The 20,939-nt window shown below is 38.9% G+C and carries 18 protein-coding genes and 6 pseudogenes; 14 read left to right on the forward strand and 10 right to left on the reverse strand.

Annotated elements, in window-relative coordinates:
* The first annotated feature begins 849 nt into the window (after positions 1 to 849).
* The 3 genes and pseudogenes from SH603_RS00710 to SH603_RS00720 form a co-directional block, all read left to right on the forward strand.
* Positions 850 to 1,935, forward strand: a complete 1,086-nt coding sequence (locus SH603_RS00710) for a replication protein, repA (RefSeq protein WP_321533643.1) — start codon at positions 850 to 852, stop codon at positions 1,933 to 1,935.
* 365 nt (positions 1,936 to 2,300) lie between these two features.
* Entirely contained in the window at positions 2,301 to 3,026 is a 726-nt protein-coding gene (locus tag SH603_RS00715; protein WP_321533600.1) for a hypothetical protein, read from the forward strand.
* 432 nt (positions 3,027 to 3,458) lie between these two features.
* Positions 3,459 to 3,614: pseudogene (locus SH603_RS00720) on the forward strand (helix-turn-helix domain-containing protein); the annotation flags it as partial.
* 186 nt (positions 3,615 to 3,800) lie between these two features.
* Here SH603_RS00720 and SH603_RS00725 read toward each other — a convergent pair.
* The 8 genes and pseudogenes from SH603_RS00725 to amaP all read right to left on the reverse strand — a co-directional run.
* Positions 3,801 to 4,554 (reverse strand): annotated as a pseudogene (locus tag SH603_RS00725) (IS30 family transposase); the annotation flags it as partial.
* Positions 4,555 to 4,696: 142 nt separating this feature from the next.
* On the reverse strand, positions 4,697 to 5,584 hold the full coding sequence (locus SH603_RS00730) for a GRP family sugar transporter (RefSeq protein WP_169473831.1): 888 nt from the start codon (positions 5,582 to 5,584) through the stop codon (positions 4,697 to 4,699).
* A gap of 193 nt (positions 5,585 to 5,777) precedes the next feature.
* A pseudogene (locus SH603_RS00735) lies at positions 5,778 to 6,831 on the reverse strand (transposase).
* 436 nt (positions 6,832 to 7,267) lie between these two features.
* Positions 7,268 to 7,408, reverse strand: a complete 141-nt coding sequence (locus SH603_RS00740) for a hypothetical protein (RefSeq protein ID WP_003681696.1) — start codon at positions 7,406 to 7,408, stop codon at positions 7,268 to 7,270.
* An 11-nt stretch (positions 7,409 to 7,419) separates the two neighbouring features.
* Complete coding sequence (locus SH603_RS00745; RefSeq protein ID WP_321533601.1) at positions 7,420 to 7,671, reverse strand: GlsB/YeaQ/YmgE family stress response membrane protein; 252 nt, start codon at positions 7,669 to 7,671, stop codon at positions 7,420 to 7,422.
* Between the two features lie 14 nt (positions 7,672 to 7,685).
* Positions 7,686 to 8,228 (reverse strand): Asp23/Gls24 family envelope stress response protein, encoded by a 543-nt coding sequence (locus tag SH603_RS00750; RefSeq protein ID WP_321533602.1) that lies wholly within the window; start codon positions 8,226 to 8,228, stop codon positions 7,686 to 7,688.
* 27 nt (positions 8,229 to 8,255) lie between these two features.
* The gene (locus SH603_RS00755) at positions 8,256 to 8,441 is read right to left on the reverse strand and encodes a DUF2273 domain-containing protein (protein ID WP_003596522.1); all 186 of its coding nucleotides are present in this window, start codon (positions 8,439 to 8,441) and stop codon (positions 8,256 to 8,258) included.
* An 11-nt stretch (positions 8,442 to 8,452) separates the two neighbouring features.
* Entirely contained in the window at positions 8,453 to 9,013 is a 561-nt protein-coding gene (gene amaP, locus SH603_RS00760) for an alkaline shock response membrane anchor protein AmaP (RefSeq protein WP_321533603.1), read from the reverse strand.
* A gap of 405 nt (positions 9,014 to 9,418) precedes the next feature.
* Here amaP and SH603_RS00765 point away from each other — a divergent pair, with 405 nt between their 5' ends.
* The 6 genes and pseudogenes from SH603_RS00765 to SH603_RS00790 all read left to right on the forward strand — a co-directional run bounded on the left by SH603_RS00765 (position 9,419) and on the right by SH603_RS00790 (position 12,436).
* Complete coding sequence (locus tag SH603_RS00765; RefSeq protein ID WP_003596522.1) at positions 9,419 to 9,604, forward strand: DUF2273 domain-containing protein; 186 nt, start codon at positions 9,419 to 9,421, stop codon at positions 9,602 to 9,604.
* A 27-nt stretch (positions 9,605 to 9,631) separates the two neighbouring features.
* A complete protein-coding gene (locus tag SH603_RS00770; RefSeq protein WP_321533604.1) occupies positions 9,632 to 10,174 on the forward strand; it encodes an Asp23/Gls24 family envelope stress response protein in 543 nt (180 codons plus the stop codon).
* 14 nt (positions 10,175 to 10,188) lie between these two features.
* Positions 10,189 to 10,425, forward strand: a complete 237-nt coding sequence (locus SH603_RS00775) for a GlsB/YeaQ/YmgE family stress response membrane protein (protein WP_321533605.1) — start codon at positions 10,189 to 10,191, stop codon at positions 10,423 to 10,425.
* Positions 10,426 to 10,436: 11 nt separating this feature from the next.
* A complete protein-coding gene (locus tag SH603_RS00780) occupies positions 10,437 to 10,577 on the forward strand; it encodes a hypothetical protein (RefSeq protein ID WP_003681696.1) in 141 nt (46 codons plus the stop codon).
* A gap of 103 nt (positions 10,578 to 10,680) precedes the next feature.
* Positions 10,681 to 10,791: pseudogene (locus SH603_RS00785) on the forward strand (helix-turn-helix domain-containing protein); the annotation flags it as partial.
* A 106-nt stretch (positions 10,792 to 10,897) separates the two neighbouring features.
* Positions 10,898 to 12,436 (forward strand): multicopper oxidase family protein, encoded by a 1,539-nt coding sequence (locus tag SH603_RS00790; RefSeq protein WP_321533606.1) that lies wholly within the window; start codon positions 10,898 to 10,900, stop codon positions 12,434 to 12,436.
* A 223-nt stretch (positions 12,437 to 12,659) separates the two neighbouring features.
* On the opposite strand, the pseudogene SH603_RS00795 reads toward SH603_RS00790, so the two are convergent.
* Positions 12,660 to 13,584: pseudogene (locus SH603_RS00795) on the reverse strand (IS30 family transposase).
* A gap of 224 nt (positions 13,585 to 13,808) precedes the next feature.
* Positions 13,809 to 15,137, reverse strand: coding sequence for an ISL3 family transposase (locus SH603_RS00800; protein ID WP_321533607.1), 1,329 nt, complete (start codon positions 15,135 to 15,137; stop codon positions 13,809 to 13,811).
* A 178-nt stretch (positions 15,138 to 15,315) separates the two neighbouring features.
* Here SH603_RS00800 and SH603_RS00805 point away from each other — a divergent pair, with 178 nt between their 5' ends.
* The 5 genes and pseudogenes from SH603_RS00805 (at position 15,316) to SH603_RS00825 (ending at position 19,890) form a co-directional block, all read left to right on the forward strand.
* Positions 15,316 to 15,675, forward strand: a complete 360-nt coding sequence (locus SH603_RS00805; protein WP_321533608.1) for a transposase — start codon at positions 15,316 to 15,318, stop codon at positions 15,673 to 15,675.
* Positions 15,675 to 15,848, forward strand: a complete 174-nt coding sequence (locus tag SH603_RS00810; protein ID WP_169477487.1) for a hypothetical protein — start codon at positions 15,675 to 15,677, stop codon at positions 15,846 to 15,848. The genes SH603_RS00805 and SH603_RS00810 overlap by 1 nt, the downstream gene beginning before the upstream one ends.
* A 5-nt stretch (positions 15,849 to 15,853) precedes the next feature.
* Positions 15,854 to 16,717, forward strand: a pseudogene (locus tag SH603_RS00815) (IS3 family transposase); the annotation flags it as partial.
* A gap of 417 nt (positions 16,718 to 17,134) precedes the next feature.
* Complete coding sequence (gene ltrA, locus SH603_RS00820) at positions 17,135 to 18,517, forward strand: group II intron reverse transcriptase/maturase (RefSeq protein ID WP_321533609.1); 1,383 nt, start codon at positions 17,135 to 17,137, stop codon at positions 18,515 to 18,517.
* 449 nt (positions 18,518 to 18,966) lie between these two features.
* Positions 18,967 to 19,890, forward strand: a complete 924-nt coding sequence (locus tag SH603_RS00825) for an IS30 family transposase (RefSeq protein WP_321533610.1) — start codon at positions 18,967 to 18,969, stop codon at positions 19,888 to 19,890.
* Positions 19,891 to 20,939: the final 1,049 nt, after the last annotated feature.

Here is a 20,939-nt window from a genome sequence, read left to right on the forward strand (position 1 = left end):
TTCAATTCCACCTCACCTATTTATTAAATACTATAATATCAAACCTTTCGGATTGTGTTAAGTGTAATATGTAATGTATATTATATGAATCACCTAAAACTACATAAAAGTGTTAAATGTCATTTACATAGTATATAATGTAAAATATATTATTAATTATAAATTATGTATAAAACATATCCCATTATATATAATGTTTTTAATACTATACATAATGGGATATACACGACTTCTTAATATCTATTGACTTTTTAGCTTTTTGATGGGATTATCTACTTGTAACAAACAAAACTATCTAAATGTGTTACATATGAAAGTTATTAACTTGCTTAACTCAAACAACTAAAACAAACTTTAAAATGATATTGTCATTGGTTAGTAGATAAATTCTGTGAAAAAATTTTTGATTTTTCTATCGCTCAGTGATTTTATATAATCACACACAACAAAATGTTGTGTTAAACGGTGACAAAGCATGTAATTACAACAAAATTACTATTATCTATTGATAAACCAGCATTTGATCAATTAAGCTAATTTTAGGATAAATTTGATAAATTTATTTTGACACGTTTGTCTATCTAATTTAGCGATGATAATATTAGAATATCAATTAAATATAAGGCATAAAAAAGAGTTTATCGAAAGTAGGACGTCGATAAACTCTGAATAACAACCACAAGCCTCTTGATTTGATGAGAAAAACAATGAATAACCAAAAGTCTCAAAAGAGAATGCGGTAACTTAATTTCATATTGTATATATTTATTATATACTTTAATCCTTAAAAATCAAGGGTTTACGGTTATTAAAGTATGCCTAATTCAAATGAATTAAGGAGAAACTACAATGAATAACCAAAAAGCGTTTTTAGGTATCAACCTAGATTTACTCGAAAATCCAAAATATAAAAACTTAGACTCCCGTGCAATGATGTTGTACGCTCTTTACGCTGACCGCTATTCTGCTTCTATGAATAACGCTCGTTTAGGGAACACAGCATTCGTTGATGACATGGGAGTCTTTATTCGTTTTACTAATGAATTGGCTGCCAAGGTACTTCACACAACAGTCAAAATGATTAGTAAATTTCGTAAGCAATTAGAATCGGAGAATTTAATTAAGATTGTTCGTGAAGGACTTAAGGGTTACAAAATCTATGTCTATCCAGTTCAACAAACACCAAGTAATGTTGAGCTTCTTTTACCATGGAAAAATCATACTATTACTGTTCAAAAGACTATTTCTGACTGGACTACTGCATCCAAGCTTGAATTTAGTAAAACTCTTAAATTATCTTCTCAAACAATTGATATGAACGTGAAGTCCCAACGGGATTACACGTGTGACCAAAAAGGGAATACTAGTTTATCTCACTCTAGTCTATCTCATGTATTTTTAAATAATAATGGTTTGGATGATAACGCGCACGCGCGTAAGGAAAATGAAATTCAACCCAATCAATCAAACAAAAATCCATATCACTCTTTACCAGAAAAGATAAAGAGTTCATTTGTTGATGTATTTGGATTCATCACTAAGCCTATGGCTATTGAACTACATTCTCTAATCAGTCAATCCAACGAAGATATGGTTAACTACATAATCACAAGTAGTAAAGGACATAAGATTACTAATGCTATCGCATATATCAAAGCTGCAATTACCAATGCTCTGAAACGAGGGGATAAGTGCGCCCAAGACATGATTAACTTCTACAACAATAACGTAAAAAACACGTTTACTGGCCATAAGAAAAAGCCAGCAAAGCGCTTTATGTCTGAAGAAGAAGTAAATGCTATGGTTACAAAAGACGAAGAAGAAATGCGTCAAAATGATCCAGAATTTTATGCGCGTATTAACGCAATTAAGCAACGTACACAAGCTAAAAAGTTTAATCGTCTGATGATCCCAATTTATTCTTTAGGCGAATAAACGTCATTTTGGGTAAAGTTTATCCGTCAAAAATAACTAATAAGCGATAAATACCATGAAATATGTATTTTCTCCAGTGTTGAATCCTAATCTTAGCTTTGATTATTTTCCCATTTCTTCGCCTATACATTTTTATGCAGAATCTTGCGGTACTTTCGCAGAAATCTGCATAAAAATGTACATCATCTACCGCAGAAATCTCATCTTTTTTGACAAGAAAGTTAGCGAATATTTAAATATAACAATAATAAATATAACATGAGTAAAGTATACTTTAACGGTTCCCGGTGTTTTTTGCGCGTTTTTAGGACAAGAAGAAATCATTGTGCTAAGATTACCTCCATCAAATAAAGTGAGGTTTTAATTTGAATAAAACGATTCTAAAAAACAAATACAAGAAATACAAAACGCCTAAGAATATGTTATTTGCTATTATTGATACCACCATCCTATCAAAAGACCTTAGCAATACTGAATTAGACTTCTATATTCTTTTAAAAGCTAAGGCTGGTCGTAGAGTTATCGATGGGAATCAATTAAGACTTAGTACTACTGTTGGTAAGTTAACCACACAGATTAATTGGCGACTAGGTACGCAACCAATAACAAAAATGATCAAAAAATTACAACAACTTAAATTGATTGAAATTGAAAGAGTTCACGGGAAAACGATGGATATTGTATTCTTGGATGATGAACAGTCATTATTAAAAAATGGTTATTTTAAGGTGTATGGTCACTCTATCAAAGCCATTATGGATTCTAGTAACGGTAAACAAACATTGAACTATCTTGGGTTTTATGCATATTTTCGTAGTACTATTTTCGAACAGACTAAAACATCTAGCGTATATGATAAGCCATTGGCATATCTTGTTAATGTCTGTAAAACCCCGGAATCCACAGTGCGCCTCTATCTCCAGTGGTTTAGAGAGAATGAAATACTAGCTAATTTCTTCGTAAGGGTAATGAGAACCGAAACTAATTGGTATAACAAATACATCTATGCGGATATGCATGATTGTCAAAAGCTTGTTAGATACATAGACGATGGACAATACGGATCAGTGATTACAGAAGTTTTAGAATAAAGTGATGTCTTTTTAGCGAAATCACACATTCTGTTTATGTTCATGGTATACTTACACAGTCAGCTGATATGATATAAGAGACAGTGGTCCCCTGTCAATAAAATAGACAGTTAAAAGACTATTAGTGTTTATTGACAGAGCTACCCTTCTTTGATGCGTTTATTAATCTTTTTGACCTGGTGACGAGATATGGTAATGTTGACAAACCACATAATCGCATGTATTAGGATAAATTTGATTGTAAACGATATTAAATAATACGGATTGATTGGAAAACACCCCCGCAATAATTGCTAATGGCGTGAATCCAAAATAATAGATAAAAAAGTTAATTAGGTAGATTGTAAAATTAATCCGAACGCTGTTCGGACAAAAAGACCAGCTTCCTTTAAAATGGTGTTTACCACAAACCCATTTTTAAGAGCTGATCTTTTGTTTAGTATAGCCTATTCAGAACGAATTAAAATTGAAACTTTTTGTGAGCTAGGTCTGTCCAATATCCAAATGGCTGAGCGGTTAAATCGATCACCAGCTACCATTTTTTATGACTTGTCGCGATGTCAACCTTATCAGGATAAATTAACCAAAGGCCGCTGAAAGTACTCAACTGGCAAACATCTTACCAAGTAATGCTGAATAATTTGTCAAAAATTCGGATTAAATTTGCAATCTACCATATAACCCTAAATCAGAATTACTCGTTATTTAGTGTGATTCTTAAAATTTTTGAAAACAACAAAATTTATTTACTTATTTGCTAAGTAGGACTACAGTACTACCGCGTTCGTGCGGTGAATAGGCATGGGCAAAGTAAACCTGAGTACCAGTTCGCTGCTCAATTGCCTGGTAGTTAGCGAACTCTTTACCATGATCTACGGTAAGCGTCTTGAGCTTGTCTTGAAGTTGACTAGCTAGTTCAAGTACGGCTTGAGTCATGGACTGACTGTCGCGACCATGGAGCCGTTTAACAATTGTCAGGCGACTCTTACGCTCCACAAAAGTAGCCACAGCTTTGACCTTTACGTTTGCCAGAAAGTACGGTATCAGCTTCAAAGTGGCCGAATTCCTGGCGAGTTTCGACTTTATGAGAACGCTCTTCAATGGAGCGGCCGTGACTGAACGTACCACGCTTTTCTTTAGCACGATGACGACGAATTCCATGATCAGGCAAATCGGGTAACTGTACATCAAGCCATCCTTGATCAATCCAGTTATAGACCGTCTTGTAGGCAATCCCAACTACATGGGCAACTTGTTCAGGGGACCACTTCTGGACTTGAATCTTTTCCTCAATCAAGTGCTTAAGGCTTTTAGTGAGTGAAGACTTCCGCCCCCGTTGACTAACCTTGCGTTCAAAGTCAGTTTGCGCTAGTTCAGCTTGATACCCACTATTTAGCCGGTGAAGTTCGTTAAAGATGGTGGTCTTACTAAAGCCTAAGTAGTTAGCGATGTATCGCAAGGAACGTCCTTCATTATGAAGCGTTTCAATGACAACACGGTTCTGGAATGATAAAATAGTGGTGCTCATCAAGGTCCTTCTTTCTAATGGAATGTTGTGGTAACACCATTAAAGACCTTGATGGGTTTTTCTGTCCACTTAAATGTTCAACTTAAATTTTACAATCTGCCACTCACAAAAAAAAACCGTCAATTTACTGACAGCTTTTTTATCATCCTTTAGATTTTACAATTGCAAGTAAAATTGCACCTGTTACGAACAGAACAATCCCAATTCCAACATAAACCAATTCTTTTTTGGTTTTCTTTTCACCAAGGAAGAGAATTCCTCCAATAGTTGAAATGATAACACCTAATTGTGAGAATGAAAAGGCAATTGCGTCACCAGCAGCGCTTGCAGCCATAAGCATAAAGATATTACCTACACCAAACATTACTCCATCAATCATATTTTGATAAACATATTTTTCCATTTTAATTTTGAAACGACCCATCACAAGTGCTCCAAAGATCATCCCAACTGACATTGGCAAGATAATTGTCAGTGTATCAAAATGAACATTGAACCAAAGTACTGCTAAGTTATTAAAAAGAATAACATAGCTAACATATCCCAAAGTTGAGTAAGTTAAAGCAATCAATCCTTTAGTATAATTACGTCCTTCTTCAACAACTGCATTTTCTGGGTCACGTTTAGCTGAGAAATAGAACCCAACTACCAAAACAGCCATTGCAATAAATCCGAGAATAAATTGAATTTGTTTTGTCCATTCGTGGAAAGCAAAAACCCCAAGCAATCCACCAATTACTAATTGACTTCCTGATGAAAGTGGACTCGCTACTGAAACACCCATGTATTTCATTGATTTAAACTGACCAAATTGTCCAATTGCCCAAAGCAATCCACCAATAAATCCAATTAAGAAAATTTGCCATGTCAACGTTGGCATGCGGAATAAGAAAACAATAAGTGCAAAAACAAAAGCGCCCAAAGTCATTCCAAGTGTTTGTTGATTAGCATCACCACCAAATTTATTAGCTACCAATCCGATAGAACCCCAAGCAAAAATTGGAACAAGCGCGAGAAGAACTCCTTGCATGTTTATATTTACCTCTTTAAAATAATTTTTTACACAAATAATTAACCATATCTCTATTTTACTATTTTTTCAATAAAAAAAAAGAGATAAAAGAATACACAAGAACCATAACTGTGGCTCTACGTCAACTGGTGTTGAAGAATAAATTTATCATTTGAGGCGGTTCTCCATTTGGGGAGCCGTCTTTGTCATGTTATGCCGTGATTTGGTAGATTCGTTTGAAGAAGTTCAGCTGATTCTTGAAGCCAAAACAGGATCGTTTGAGTGACTTGATGAGTCGGTTAATCCCTTCGATCGGTCCGTTGGAATAAGGGCTGGTGACAGCGGCGAGAACAGCGACTTTGTGTCGCTTAAGCGTCGCGATCGTCATGTCCATTGCCGTACCGCTTGGCTTGTAAGTAGCTAACAGGTTTGCCAGTTCCGCGGGATGTTTCTTCACCATCAAAGCATCATGAAGCGCTAAGTAGGTCTCGTAGGTTTGCTTGAGCTTGGGCTCAGTATCAAGTGCGATATCGATGGCCTCGTGTTGCGTGACGTCTTGGGCCTTGGGGGAAACCTCATGAATAATCGTCTGATAAGCTGCGTTCATGTCCATGGTGACCGTCTGGACCCGAGTGCGTTCAGCGAGTGAATAATGAGCGATGAAGAAGTTTTTAATCGTGCGGTTGAATCGATCACCAAGCAAGGCAATCAGACGATGTGAATCGGCATCAAGACAGATAAACGACATCATGCCATGAGTGGAACGGAACTCATCAAAGCAGAGTCGCGTGGGTAGCCGGCGAGCCGGTCGGAGTTTGAGATTTTGGTCAATGATCAGTTGAACCGAGGAAGCTGAGATCCCGATAATACGGGCGATGGTTTTGAATGGCAACCGTTCATGCGCTAACTTCATGATTCGCTCTGTCATTTGAGCGGCGATCGTGTGGTTGGGTTGCACGAGTGGCGTCTTGGCACTGACTGTGTGGTAACAGTTATGACAGCGCCATCGTTGCTTGTGCAAGTCAATGACTGTCGGTATTTACCCCGTTTAGGACGCGCACGTGGGCCGTGTAAAACCCGTTAGGGTGCAAGGCATCAAAGCCACACAGTGGGCACCGGGTTAACCGGTAAGTCAGCTCGGCATCAATCACATGATACTGGCGACGACGTACCCAGTTGCCGCAATATTCATGACGAACAAAGGCTACTTTGATATTATGGTCTGGTATTTTAAGGACGGAAAGTGTAGGATCGTATTGGGACATTTACTCATAACCTCGCTTGCTTTTGGTTTCGACGCTAACAAGCATACATAGCATGGACACTGAGTAGGTGTCTTTTTGCGTTATCCAAAAAGGGCCTACACGTTCAGTGCTGATTATTTCTCAACACCAGAAAGTGTAGACCCTTTTATATTACAATTCCTGCCAAAAGCAGTTAAATCAACGTCCGCGCAAAGTGTTAAATTATGAAACCCCATATGAAGTATTTTTTGACAAACCGTTGCACTTAGTTTGACAATTCGCCAGATAAATAAAAGCAAGCACCTATGTAAAAAAGTGCCTGCTTTGATTAATTATCAAAAAAATTCCAATCTATATTTATAAAGGGTTATCTCACCAATTTAAATATTGATTAACTGATCTTCAATTGCTCAATTATTTACGTTCTAAGAAGCCTAATACAGATAAATTCGGCTAATTATCCATGTAATTTTTGTTGCAATGTATCACCAATGCCATCTACTTTCTTAGCAGCCAAGACGGTGCCACCGATGAGGACACCACCTACAATGAGCGTAGAAGCGATCATAAACTTAAATACACTTTTTAAGACGTCCATAAAATTCCCCCTTACTTTTTACTGGTTCGACCAACAACTAATGAAACAATCAGAACTAAAATAATTGCTCCGATGATCGATGGTATCAATGCCATGCCAGCTAACGAAGGGCCCCAAGTGCCAAGGAGCCCTTGGCCAATCCACGCACCGATTAAACCAGCTACGATGTTTGCAATCCAGCCCATAGCAGCACCACGGTTAGTGATTGCGCTAGCAATGGCACCAATGATTGCCCCGACAATTAATGACCATATAAGTCCCATATTTACTCACTCCCTTAGTTAACACGACTAGATTTATTGTCAGACGTTACTTTATCAACGCTGTCACCTAATTTTTCCTTCGATTTCTTTGCGCCCTTACTGACGGCTTCCTTCGTTTTGTCTGTGGCATCGCTCACGCGATCTTGCAGAGAAGTCGAATCTTTTTCATATTGCTCCTTTGTCTTGATATCAACAACATTCACATTTACCTCAATTACTTCTAATTCGGTCATATTCTTTACTTCCCGAACGATAACATTTTTGATCTTGTCATACAGTTTAGAAATATCAATGCCGTATTCAGCAACAATGTCGAGATCCGCTGCAACCTGCTTTTTTCCAACCTCTACATCAATTCCTGATGTGACATCTGAAGTATTAACTAGTTTTTCAGCAATATTTGAGAAAAAGCCGCCATCTACGGTTAATAAGCCATCTACTTCAGAAAGTGCGATACCAATGATCTTTTGAATAACCTTATCATCAAATGTTAAATTGCCTTTAACACCAGACTTTTCGTTAGTTGTTGTTTTCTCACTTGGCGTTACATTCTGCATAATTTTTCCTCCTTATAATTCAAACAGTTATTTAAAAACATTTGTTAAGATACCAGTTTTTTGAATATAATAACCCGCGGTAATCCCGATTGCCATAAAAATCAAAACAAAAAGCGTCTTGAAAAATCCAAAAGTGATGATAAGGACCGCTAAGAGCAATCCCATAATTCCACCAATTAGTGGCCAAAAATAGGCTTTAATGAGTTCGGTCACGATATCACCTCCTAGACAACTCGAGATTTATGCACATTAGCGTCCGACTCATTAAAATCAACGAGTCTGATTTTAATTTTTTTCTGTTCAGAAATTCCAAGACAAATACGCAAATCTTTTTTTAATTGATTAAGAAAATTTGCAGTCTGTTTCTTGGCATTGACTGAATTTAGTAGATCACCCGATATTTTAAGTGTGATCCCTTTTCGTGATAACTTAGATGATACCTTGGGGTTGCCAATAAAGGGTTCATGTTGAAGTGCTGAAAGCGCAAAATGTTCAATAGCTTTCTTACTGACGGTCACTTGACCATCAGACTTTTGATGAAGATATAATGATTGTGCCCGTGGCCAAAAAAGTGTGATAAGCAAAAAAATAATTAACAGTACCGCCAGAATTACTCCACTCCAAAAGAGGTATATCGGTTCGTACTGCTCCAACCAACCAAGCTTTAATGACATGGGTGTACTAGTACCAATGGCCGTTGACCAATTTTTAAAGACAAGAACTATGGATAAAGGAAATGCAAGGATAATAGCAACTACTATTAATGCCTTAAATATAAATCTCATATCACCGCCTCCTTTACCATAGTTATAGCACAACAGGTAGTGATGATGAAACTATATGCTCTTATAAGGAACCAATTAAGATTTTTATTTGACTAAACCAATCTAGCCACTAGGGTATACCCTAGTGGCCGTTTTTGATCCATTATCAATGGCTTTTTAAATTAGGGCCTAGTACTTTGGGAATGGAAATACTTTCCAACACCAAAAATTCTAGACCCGATTATTTTTGTTAAACGAGATTTCTATATATAATGGAATTATAAATTTACTGTTGGAGGTTTTTATGACTGATTTATTTGCAGATGGGACTATCTCTATCCATGGAGCTCAAGAAAATAACTTAGTTGATTTTAATGAGTTGGACGCTAATGTGCATAAATCTCGAGTTGTCTAGGAGGTGATATCGTGACCGAACTCATTAAAGCCTATTTTTGGCCACTAATTGGTGGAATTATGGGATTGCTCTTAGCGGTCCTTATCATCACTTTTGGATTTTTCAAGACGCTTTTTGTTTTGATTTTTATGGCAATCGGGATTACCGCGGGTTATTATATTCAAAAAACTGGTATCTTAACAAATGTTTTTAAATAACTGTTTGAATTATAAGGAGGAAAAATTATGCAGAATGTAACGCCAAGTGAGAAAACAACAACTAACGAAAAGTCTGGTGTTAAAGGCAATTTAACATTTGATGATAAGGTTATTCAAAAGATCATTGGTATCGCACTTTCTGAAGTAGATGGCTTATTAACCGTAGATGGCGGCTTTTTCTCAAATATTGCTGAAAAACTAGTTAATACTTCAGATGTCACATCAGGAATTGATGTAGAGGTTGGAAAAAAGCAGGTTGCAGTGGATCTCGACATTGTTGCTGAATACGGCATTGATATTTCTAAACTGTATGACAAGATCAAAAATGTTATCGTTCGGGAAGTAAAGAATATGACCGAATTAGAAGTAATTGAGGTAAATGTGAATGTTGTTGATATCAAGACAAAGGAGCAATATGAAAAAGATTCGACTTCTCTGCAAGATCGCGTGAGCGATGCCACAGACAAAACGAAGGAAGCCGTCAGTAAGGGCGCAAAGAAATCGAAGGAAACATTAGGTGACAGCGTTGATAAAGTAACGTCTGACAATAAATCTAGTCGTGTTAACTAAGGGAGTGAGTAAATATGGGACTTATTTGGTCATTAATCGTCGGGGCAATCATTGGGGCCATTGCTGGCGCAGCTGCTATGGGCTGGATTGCAAACATCGTAGCTGGTTTAATCGGTGCGTGGATTGGTCAAGGGCTCCTTGGCACTTGGGGCCCTTCGTTAGCTGGCATGGCATTGATACCATCGATCATCGGAGCAATTATTTTAGTTCTGATTGTTTCATTAGTTGTTGGTCGAACCAGTAAAAAGTAAGGGAGAATTTTATGGACGTTTTGAAAAGTGTATTTAAGTTTATGATCGCTTCTACGCTCATTGTAGGTGGTGTTCTCATCGGCGGCACCGTCTTGGCTGCTAAGAAGGTAGATGGCATTGGTGATACGTTACAACAAAAATTACATGGATAATTGGTAGATTGTAAAATTTAAGTTGAACATTTAAGTGGACAGAAAAACCCATCAAGGTCTTTAATGGTGTTGCTAAACTAAATCCATTGAAAGAAGGACCTTTATGGGCACCACTATCTTATCATTTTCAGACCGCGTTGTCATTGAAACACTTCATAACGAGAAACGTTCCTTACAGTATATCGCTAATTACTTAGGCTTTAGTAAAACCACACACCGGTAGTTGACCTGACGCTTGTGATTCATTACAATAAACGTGACGAAGGCGGTACAGGGGACCTCTCCGGTACCGTCTTTATTCATTTGAAGGAGGAATCGTAATGGCAGAAGAAAAAGTTATCAATAACTACTTCTATGATGAAGCGGCTTACGATTATCACGACGCAGGGTACGTTCCGCTGAAAGAACCGCAGACGCCCCAGCAGCCCTTAAATATTCCTGGACTCTTGAAACCGGATAAGGAAACGGCCACGGATATGTATTACACCATCGTGGCCCAGACAGGTGAGGTACAGCTCCTTCCCGGGAAGAAGACGCAGACCTGGGGCTACAATGGTCCCCTGTTAGGCAAGACGGTGGTCTTTAAACGGGGCAAGACGATTCACGTCCACCTGGTCAACCACCTACCCGAGGTCACAACTTTCCACTGGCACGGCCTTGCTATTCCAGGGCCCATCGAGGATGGTGGCTGCCATGCCCCAGTCTATCCTGGCAAGAGCCGGGACGTCACCTTCAAAATTAACCAGCCAGCTGCCTTTGTTTGGCTCCACGCCCACCCGTGTCCGTCAACGGCAGAGCAGGTTTGGCATGGTCTGGCTGGCGGTGCTATCGTCCAGGACGACCATGAGGCTAGTCTGCCACTACCACGGAACTACGGGGTTGACGATATCCCAATCATCCTGCAAGACCGTCGTTTCCACAAGGACAACCAGTGGGATTACCAGGCCGACTACGATCCAGATGGCGTCGCGGGCCCAACGCCAATGATTAACGGGACAATTAATCCGTACTTTGACGTCACTACCCAAAAGGTCCGGCTTCGTTTCCTCGATGGGGCCAACCGGCGAGAATTTCGGTTGCACTTCAGTGATGATTTAGAATTCACCCAGATTGCCGGTGACCTAAGTCTTCTGCCACACCCGGTCAAAATGGCCAAGCTGCTGATCACCTGTGCTGAACGACAGGAAATCATCGTTGACTTTGGTAAGTATAAGCCGGGCGATGTGGTCACCCTGTACTCCGACGATGTCCCGCTGGTCCACTTCCGGATTCATGAATTTAAGCCGGACCACACCACGCTTCCGCAACAGCTCTTTGAAACGCCAGACCCAGCAGTTGATCCCGACCTGCCTGTTCACCACGTTACCCTTGATGGGATGGACGAATCCGTAGCGATGAACGGTAAGAAGTTCAAGATGGACCGGATCGACTACAAGATGCCACTGCATAAGGCCCAGATTTGGGACATTGAGAACACCAATCCAGCTCCTGGCATGATTCACCCCTACCACATGCACGGGACGGCCTTTGAAGTGATTTCTCGTGATAGACACGCTCCTTACCCGAATGAGCGCGGGCTGAAGGATACCGTTGCAGTCAACCCGGGTGAGCATGTTCGAATCAAAGTCTGGTTCAACGTGGCTGGAGTCTTTATGTACCATTGCCATATCATCGAACACGAAGATGGTGGGATGATGGCCCAATTGCAAGTTGTTGACCCAGCCGACCCGGACAAGAAGTATCATTTGATGAACCACATGACGCTGATGAAGGCCTTTGCCGAGGAGCGGCACGTACCGATGGACCAGCTTTGGCTCGGTGGGATGGATTCCTATAAGAAGATGGGAATGGAGATGTAGCTCGCTGTGGCCCAAAAAATAAGAGTTAAAAATATTTGAATTGAAGCTGGCTAGTAGAAAAATAATCTTCATAATTTGCCAAAGCAGATCCGCTTAGTCAGTAAATCCTAGATGAAAAAGCAATTCTTTATAGGAAGCAGGATTTTCTTCAAGGTGAGCTCGGTGGCCGGCGATTTGCCATTCAGAATATAAAGGCAGATTGCAAGAAATAACTTGAACGAATTTAGTGACGTAAATTAAGCAGGAAGATCTCGATTGGTGTATGCCAATTAAGACATTTAAGTGGCCGGGAATTCAAATACCAATTAATTTGAATCAGTTGGTGATCGCTTAGTTCTTCAATGGCTTGGCCTTTGGGAATAAACCGTCGTAAAACTCGGTTACGGTTCTCATTACTGCCGCGTTCATGTGGTGAATAAGCATGGGCAAAATAAACCGGAGTACCAGTTCGCTGCTCAATTGCCTGGTAGTTAGCGAACTCTTTACCATGATCTACGGTAAGCGTCTTGAGCTTGTCTTGAAGTTGACTAGCTAGTTCAAGTACGGCTTGAGTCATGGACTGACTGTCGCGACCATGGAGCCGTTTAACAATTGTCAGGCGACTCTTACGCTCCACAAAAGTAGCCACAGCTTTGACCTTTACGTTTGCCAGAAAGTACGGTATCAGCTTCAAAGTGGCCGAATTCCTGGCGAGTTTCGACTTTATGAGAACGCTCCTCAATGGAGCGGCCGTGACTGAACGTACCACGCTTTTCTTTAGCGCGATGACGACGAATTCCATGATCAGGCAAATCGGGCAACTGTACATCAAGCCATCCTTGATCAATCCAGTTATAGACCGTCTTGTAGGCAATTCCAACTACATGGGCAACTTGTTCAGGGGACCACTTCTGGACTTGAATCTTTTCCTCGATCAAGTGTTTAAGGTTTTTAGTGAGCGAAGACTTCCGCCCCCGTTGACTAACCTTGCGTTCAAAGTCAATTTGCGCTAGCTCAGCCCGGTACTCACTATTTAGCCGGTGAAGTTCGTTAAAGATGGTGGTCTTACTAAAGCCTAAGTAGTTAGCGATGTATCGCAAGGAACGTCCTTCATTATGAAGCGTTTCAATGACAACACGGTTCTGGAATGATAAAATAGTGGTGCTCATCAAGGTCCTTCTTTCTAATGGAATGTTGTGGTAACACCATTAAAGACCTTGATGGGTTTTTCTGTCCACTTAAATGTTCAACTTAAATTTTACAATCTGCCTTTCTTAAAAGATTCAAAAAGATCACCTCATTTAAAGTGCAACACAAAAGTTAGACAAAATTGAATATTTTTAAACTGCGGCTCTTCGTCAAGAAGTACTGATGAGAAAATAAAATAATTTTACTAAGCAGCTTGTGCCTGGACTTTGGCATGAGCTGTTTGTTTATTTCTCCAGTTTATTGCAATGTAGGTATTTGGTAATGCAAGGAGGATTCTAATTCGGAAATTAAAGAAATTACGAAAGCCATAAGCAGTTCGTTTAATAACTTTAATTTTATTGTTAGTTCCTTCAACGGGACCATTTGTATAGGTATCATATTTAAAACTATTGTAAATTTCTTGTTTATGGCTGCGAAGAGTATGCTGAACTTTTTGCAGTGCTTGGGGAAGCTGCGTCCATTTAATCGCGAGTAAGTTTTTTAATTCTTTCTTGCTACGATGAGCAATCACCAGAATTAAGTTTTGATAGTATTCATAAGCTCTTTTTAGTTCATTATCAAAGCTTAGAAGACGATGAATGACTTCAACATCGGTTAATTGAGCGTAACTAAAGTTACGCCTTGACCAATAATTATCATATTTAAGCTCATTAGCAGGCGTTAGGAGTAATTTCCAAAAGTGCTTAAGTGCACGCCATTTATGAGTGCCAGCACCGGCACGATTCATTACTTGGATCCTAATTTTGTTAAATGCACGATATGCTTGAGCAACAATATGAAAATGATCAGCGATAATTAAAGCGTGGGGGAAAAGCTCATGAATCAAATGGCGGTAAGGAGTGTACAAGTCAACCGTTACTGTTTGAACTGCTAAGCGTGCTGAACGGTCATATCGAAGAAAGTATTTTCGCAGATAGCTATTTTTACGTGACAAGATAATATCAAGCGTCCGCTTATTTTCAATATTCATTAGAATCATACTCATTCCGCTGGGGGCAAAGCGACCAGACTTGAAATCATCAAAGGCAATATGGCGAGGTAACCAATGATAGTTAGGCTTAAAAAACTGATCAAGATTTGTAATGACTCGTCTAATTGTCCAGTCAGAGACATTTAATTCTTTGGCTAAATCACTTTGTGATTCGTTTTTTGTTAGAAGCATCATTGCCCGTTGTTTTATCGCTAAAGAGATATGATTACGATAATGAATATCTTCAACGGCTGCTAATTTAGTAACTACTTCAGGACAAGAAGAAGCTTTACAGATATATTTTTGCTTTTTAATCGACCAGATTGTTGGCTTAAAGTGAAGCTCTGATCCCAAACAATTAACTGTTTTATAGCCATTTTTACACATTAAGTGTCCACATTTTGGGCAATGCATGGGGTAAGTTTGAATAAGATGGACAATGATTTGATTAGGTTGATCTTCAATTGGGTTATCAAAATTCTTTTCATCTAGTTTGAGGTAAGGATCTTTAATTCCTAAGATAGTTTTGATAGAATTGTTCATGAAAGATGGTCCTTTCTTAGCGAAGACGGGGTCCAACCATCTTTCGCTTTTTTATTTTAAATTTTAAACAAATAAAGCCCTGATGTTAAATCCATCAGTACTTAAAATTGTAAAGCCTTTTAATGAAGTGCCCTAAAATTGTTAGACATAACCTAACAACTTTAGGAGCACTTTTTTTATGACCAAATACTCTTCAGAATTCAAAGTTAAATTAGTAAATGAATATTTTGATAGACAAATTTCTATACTTGGATTATCGAAAAAATATGGAATGCCTAGTAAATCACCGATTTATCGCTGGGTCCATGAAGCGGAAGCAAATGGACTTAATTATTTGATAACCAAAAAATCCCATAAAGAATATTCTCAAGATTTCAAATTATCCGTGATAGAATATCATAAACTACATGAGATCAGTCGCCTTGATACTGCAATTTATTTCAAAATATCACCTAGCCAGGTTAATTCATGGATATATAGATACAATCACTACGGTGTTATTGGATTAAGGCGTCGTCCAGAGGGAGACGACCGTTAATGGCCAAGAAAAAGAAGAAGCAAACACGTTTAAATCCCACAAAAGGAGAGAAATATAAACAAGAAATTCTTGATCTAAAAGCTAAACTACATGATGCCGAAATGGACCGTGATATTTTAAAAGCACTAAAGACCTTGCGAGAAAACGATCCCAACTCGAAAAAGCAAAATTAGTCAAATCATTACTTAAAAAATACAAGTTGAACGAGTTATTAATTAAGGTCAATCTGCCAAGATCAACTTATTATGAACGCCTTAGTAAAACTGATAAAACAGATAAATACGCTCAATTAAACGAGTTCATTGTTAAAACATATCACGATTCAAACTCAACCTACGGTTATCGTCGAATCTGGAAAGAATCCCTCAAGGTCGGATTCAAGAATTCTCCAGAAACAATTCGGCATTTAATGACCAAACTTAAACTAAAAGTAGTTATTTTTTCAAAACATACATCTGGTTACTGTTCCTATAAAGGTAACCTTGGGAAAATAGCTCCTAATACACTCAAACAGAAATTCACTGAGACAGAACCATTAAAAGTACTACATACGGATGTAACTCAAATACGTTTGCGTAAAGACAAATGGGGTTATATATCCGCCGTGCTGGACCAGGCCAGCGGCGAAATATTATCTTATTCAATAAGTTTGAGCCCTAATAAATTACTAATATTAGATACTCTAGAAAAATTGAAGCAAAATATAGTTCCCTCTTTAAAGCCAATCCTTCACTCTGATCAAGGATGGCATTATCAACTTAAATATTATCGAGATACCCTAAAAACAATGGGTATTGAACAAAGTATGTCTCGAAAAGGCAATTGTCACGACAATGCCCCAATTGAGAGCTTCTTTAATCTGCTAAAAAGAGAATGTCTTTATAGGTATAATATCGATGACCTAACCGAATTAAAGAACTTAGTCGCTAAATATATCAATTGGTACAACAATAAACGTATTTCTTTAAAGAAAAATGGATTGTCCCCTGTAGAATACAGGGAACAATCCATGATTTGTGCGCCCAGCATGGGTATTAGCTAGGCGGTGAAAGTCCGCTATGGGCCGTAGTAGTCGGAACCATGAGCTGAGGACAAGGGTGTCCGTTGTGAGACGGAATCTGAAGGAAGTCTAAGGCAAAATACTGCACCGATGAACAAGAAGTAGCTATAAGGCTGAGGGTAACTGGATAAGGTTGCAAATCAAACTGAAGTCCAATACTACTCGAAGTTACTCTTAGTAAAGCTAACGGTGACATGGTATGAAAGTTAATATCCTTACCCGGGGAGATCTGGCCTACACGTTTCCGACAAGAGGAATAAGTTTAATTTCCACAGAAACAAGCGGTGCAGTGATGCAGTGTTGAGTAAGCCAGAAGTCAGCCGAGGTCATAGTAGTTTGAATAATCAGATGAAGGACTGAACGACAATAACTTGTAACTTATATCGGAGGTGTAATCAGGTGCGACAATCGCAGAAAACAGAACAACAAGCTGACCGCTTGTCGAGGATAGGTTTGGAAAACCGAAAGTACACAAGGGCGCGTAGTACCGGTTATGGTGAAGGTAAAGGTATGAGTGTCACTATCCAAGACTTAGTCTTGGATCGCAATAACCTTAATCAGGCTTATTTGCGAGTTAAGAGAAATAAAGGAGCAGCAGGCGTTGACGATATGATAGTTAATGACCTTCTGCCATATCTTAGAGAAAATAAGACGGAACTGATCGCTAGTTTGCGCGAGGGCAAGTATAAACCAGCCCCAGTCAAACGGGTAGAAATTTCGAAGCCTAATGGTGGAGTAAGAAGACTTGGAATACCAACGGTGGTGGACCGAATGGTTCAACAAGCTGTAGCCCAAATTCTTACGCCTATCTTTGAGCGTATTTTCTCTGATAATAGCTTTGGCTTCCGTCCCCACCGTGGGGCCCATGACGCTATTTCAAAAGTAGTAGATCTTTATAATCAAGGTTATCGAAGAGTTGTCGACTTAGACCTAAAAGCCTATTTTGATAACGTTAATCATGACTTGATGATTAAGTATCTCCAACAATATATTGATGACCCATGGACACTAAGACTCATTCGTAAGTTTCTAACTAGCGGAGTCTTAGACCATGGGCTTTTCGCTAAGAGTGAAAAAGGAACCCCACAAGGAGGGCCATTGTCACCACTACTGGCGAACATCTATCTAAATGAGTTGGACGAAGAGTTGACTAGACGTGGTCACCACTTTGTGCGCTATGCGGATGATTGTAACATCTATGTTAAAAGTCAACGAGCCGGAGAACGAGTAATGCGAAGCATTACCCAGTTTCTAGAAAAGCGCTTGAAAGTTAAAGTGAACCCAGATAAAACCAAAGTCGGTAGCCCGCTACGGTTGAAGTTTCTTGGCTTTTCGTTGGGTGTAGACCACAATGGGGCCTACGCCCGTCCAGCTAAACAATCGCAACAACGAGTAAAGAAAGCACTGAAGTTATTAACTAAACGTAATCGTGGAATATCTCTGACAAGAATGTTTGAAGAAATTCATCGAAAAATGCGTGGGTGGCTTCAGTACTACTCAATTGGTAAACTAACTAACTTTATTCAACGCCTTGACAAGTGGTTGAGGGTCCGAATAAGGCAGTATATTTGGAAGCAATGGAAAAATTTTAAAACTAAGGTAACTAACTTACATAAGTTGGGGCTGTCCCAGCGTGATGCACATGTCTTCGCTAGTACCCGAAAGGGCTACTGGCGAACTGCACATAGTAAGACCTTGAGCTATTCTCTAACTAATAGAAAACTGGAACAACTTGGACTTATGAATATGTCCAAGACGCTCCAGTCAATTCAATGTGATTAAGTTGTCGAACCGCCGTATACGGAACCGTACGTACGGTGGTGTGAGAGGTCGATAATTGAACTAATTAATTATCTCCTACTCGATTTTAAAACTTATAAAAATGTCTAACTTTTTTATTGCACTTCATCAGGGACCTTCGGTTTAGCAAGTAGCTATCAGCCAGCTACTTAAATTCAGTCGATTTTCACCGGCAAGTTAAAATCGACTGAACATTGCTCTTAATTTGTAGGTTAATTATACCGCAAACCAGTCCCCAAGGACAAGTTAAGGATAGTTAAAAACAAATTGAAGTCAATGGACTAAGTAGCTAACTGGAGCTATTTAGTCCATTTTTTGTTGTTAGAAATTGGTAGATTGTAAAATTTAAGTTGAACATATTAGTGGACAGAAAAAACCATAAAGGTCTTTAATGGTGTCACCACAACATTCCACTAGAAAGAAGGACCTTTATGGGCACCACTATTTTATCATTTGAAGACCGCGTTGTCATCGAAACACTTCATCATGAAAAGCACTCACTTCAATATATTGCCGATTATTTAGGCTTTAGTAAAACCACTATCTTTAAGGAGGTTCATCGCTTAGCTGGTGAGTATCACGCAGTTAAGGCTCAAACTGATCATGAAGTTAAACTTAGTCATCGTGGTCGTAAAACCATCTTAACGACTAACCTAAAGCGATTGATTGAAGAAAAAATCAAGATCCAAAAATGGTCAATTGAACAAGTGGCTCATGTAGTTAGAATTGCCTACAAAACCATCTATAACTGGATTGATCAGGGACTACTGGATATTAATGTGACTGATTTACCTGACCATGGTATTCGTCGCAAACGAGCTAAAGAAACCCGTGGTACTTTTAGTCATGGACGTTCCATCGAAGACCGTCCAGCTGAAATTTCTGATCGTAATACTTCAGGTCACTTCGAAGCTGATACAGTTTTATCTGGAAAACGTAAAGGTCAAGCAGTAGCTACGTTTGTCGAGCGTAAGAGTCGTCTTACCATCGTTAAACGGCTTAATGGACGAGATAGTACTTCAATGACCAAGGCTATTTTAAAATTGGCTAACCAGTTAGGAGATAATCTCAAGACCCTTACTGTTGACCATGGGAAAGAATTCGCCAACTACAATTTGATTGAAGAACAGACCGGTGTTCCGCTGTACTTTGCGCACGCTTATTCGCCACATGAACGAGGCAGTAATGAAAATCGCAACCGAGTACTACGCCGCTTCATTCCCAAAGGTCAACCGATTGATGAGATTACCGATGATGAATTGATTCAAATTAACTGGTATTTGAATTCCCGACCACTCAAATGTTTAAATTGGCGAACACCGATTGAGATCTTTTTGCGTAATCTGCGTTACTAAATTTGTTCAAGTTATTTCTTGCAATCTGCCAAATACATAAAAGATTAACTCTTCTCACGTGGCTAGTGAGAGGAGTTTTTAATTTGGCTGGTAAGAAAGTATTGCAAGATAAGGATAATTACGGGAACCAGCGACCTTGGCGGCAGAAAAAATGAGAGAGCTATAAAATGCACGTTTTATAAAGTATTTACAATCTTCGGAACGCCCTAAAAGAGGGAAACGAGAGCAACGGCCATTACATAAAAGATTGTGAAAATGCAATTGGACACCCCACACGAACGCCTATATATAGGTAATACATGAGGGGGGTGAACTTTTTCACAAAGTCGATATTTTGGCAGCGAGATATATAGGGGGTATCGAATGCTTTACAAATATTGTTGGTTATCTAAGGGGGGGGGGTAGTTGCCACGAAGAGAAGAAAGATCTAAGGGGGGGTGGTAATCAGTAGGTCAATTCACACACCGCGGAATTTTTTAAGTAGGGTATAGCCCTATATGGCCGTGAGAGACGTCCTGAGACGTTTTAATAAATTCAACACAAATTATATGCATTTTATATCAAAACGCACTGAATGAGCTGTGAGAGCGATTAGAGTAGTAGCTAGATAATCTGAGCATAATTATGGTTGGATTACTCTTATAAGATTTCTTAAGGGTCTCTGCTTACTAGTTGATTGATAATTATCATATAATTTGGACAATGCTATTGAACTTTTGTAGGCATCATCAGTTCATGAAGATAAGTCAAGTCACTAGGGTATACCCTATTGGTCTTTTTTGATCCATTATCAATGGCTTTTTAAATTAGGGCCTAGTACTTTGGGAATGGAAATACTTTCCAACACCAAAAATTCTAGACCCGATTATTTTTGTTAAACGAGATTTCTATATATAATGGAATTATAAATTTACTGTTGGAGGTTTTTATGACTGATTTATTTGCAGATGGGACTATCTCTATCCATGGAGCTCAAGAAAATAACTTAGTTGATTTTAATGAGTTGGACGCTAATGTGCATAAATCTCGAGTTGTCTAGGAGGTGATAT

This window comes from Limosilactobacillus reuteri, from assembly GCF_034259105.1.
GTDB lineage: Bacteria > Bacillota > Bacilli > Lactobacillales > Lactobacillaceae > Limosilactobacillus > Limosilactobacillus reuteri_G.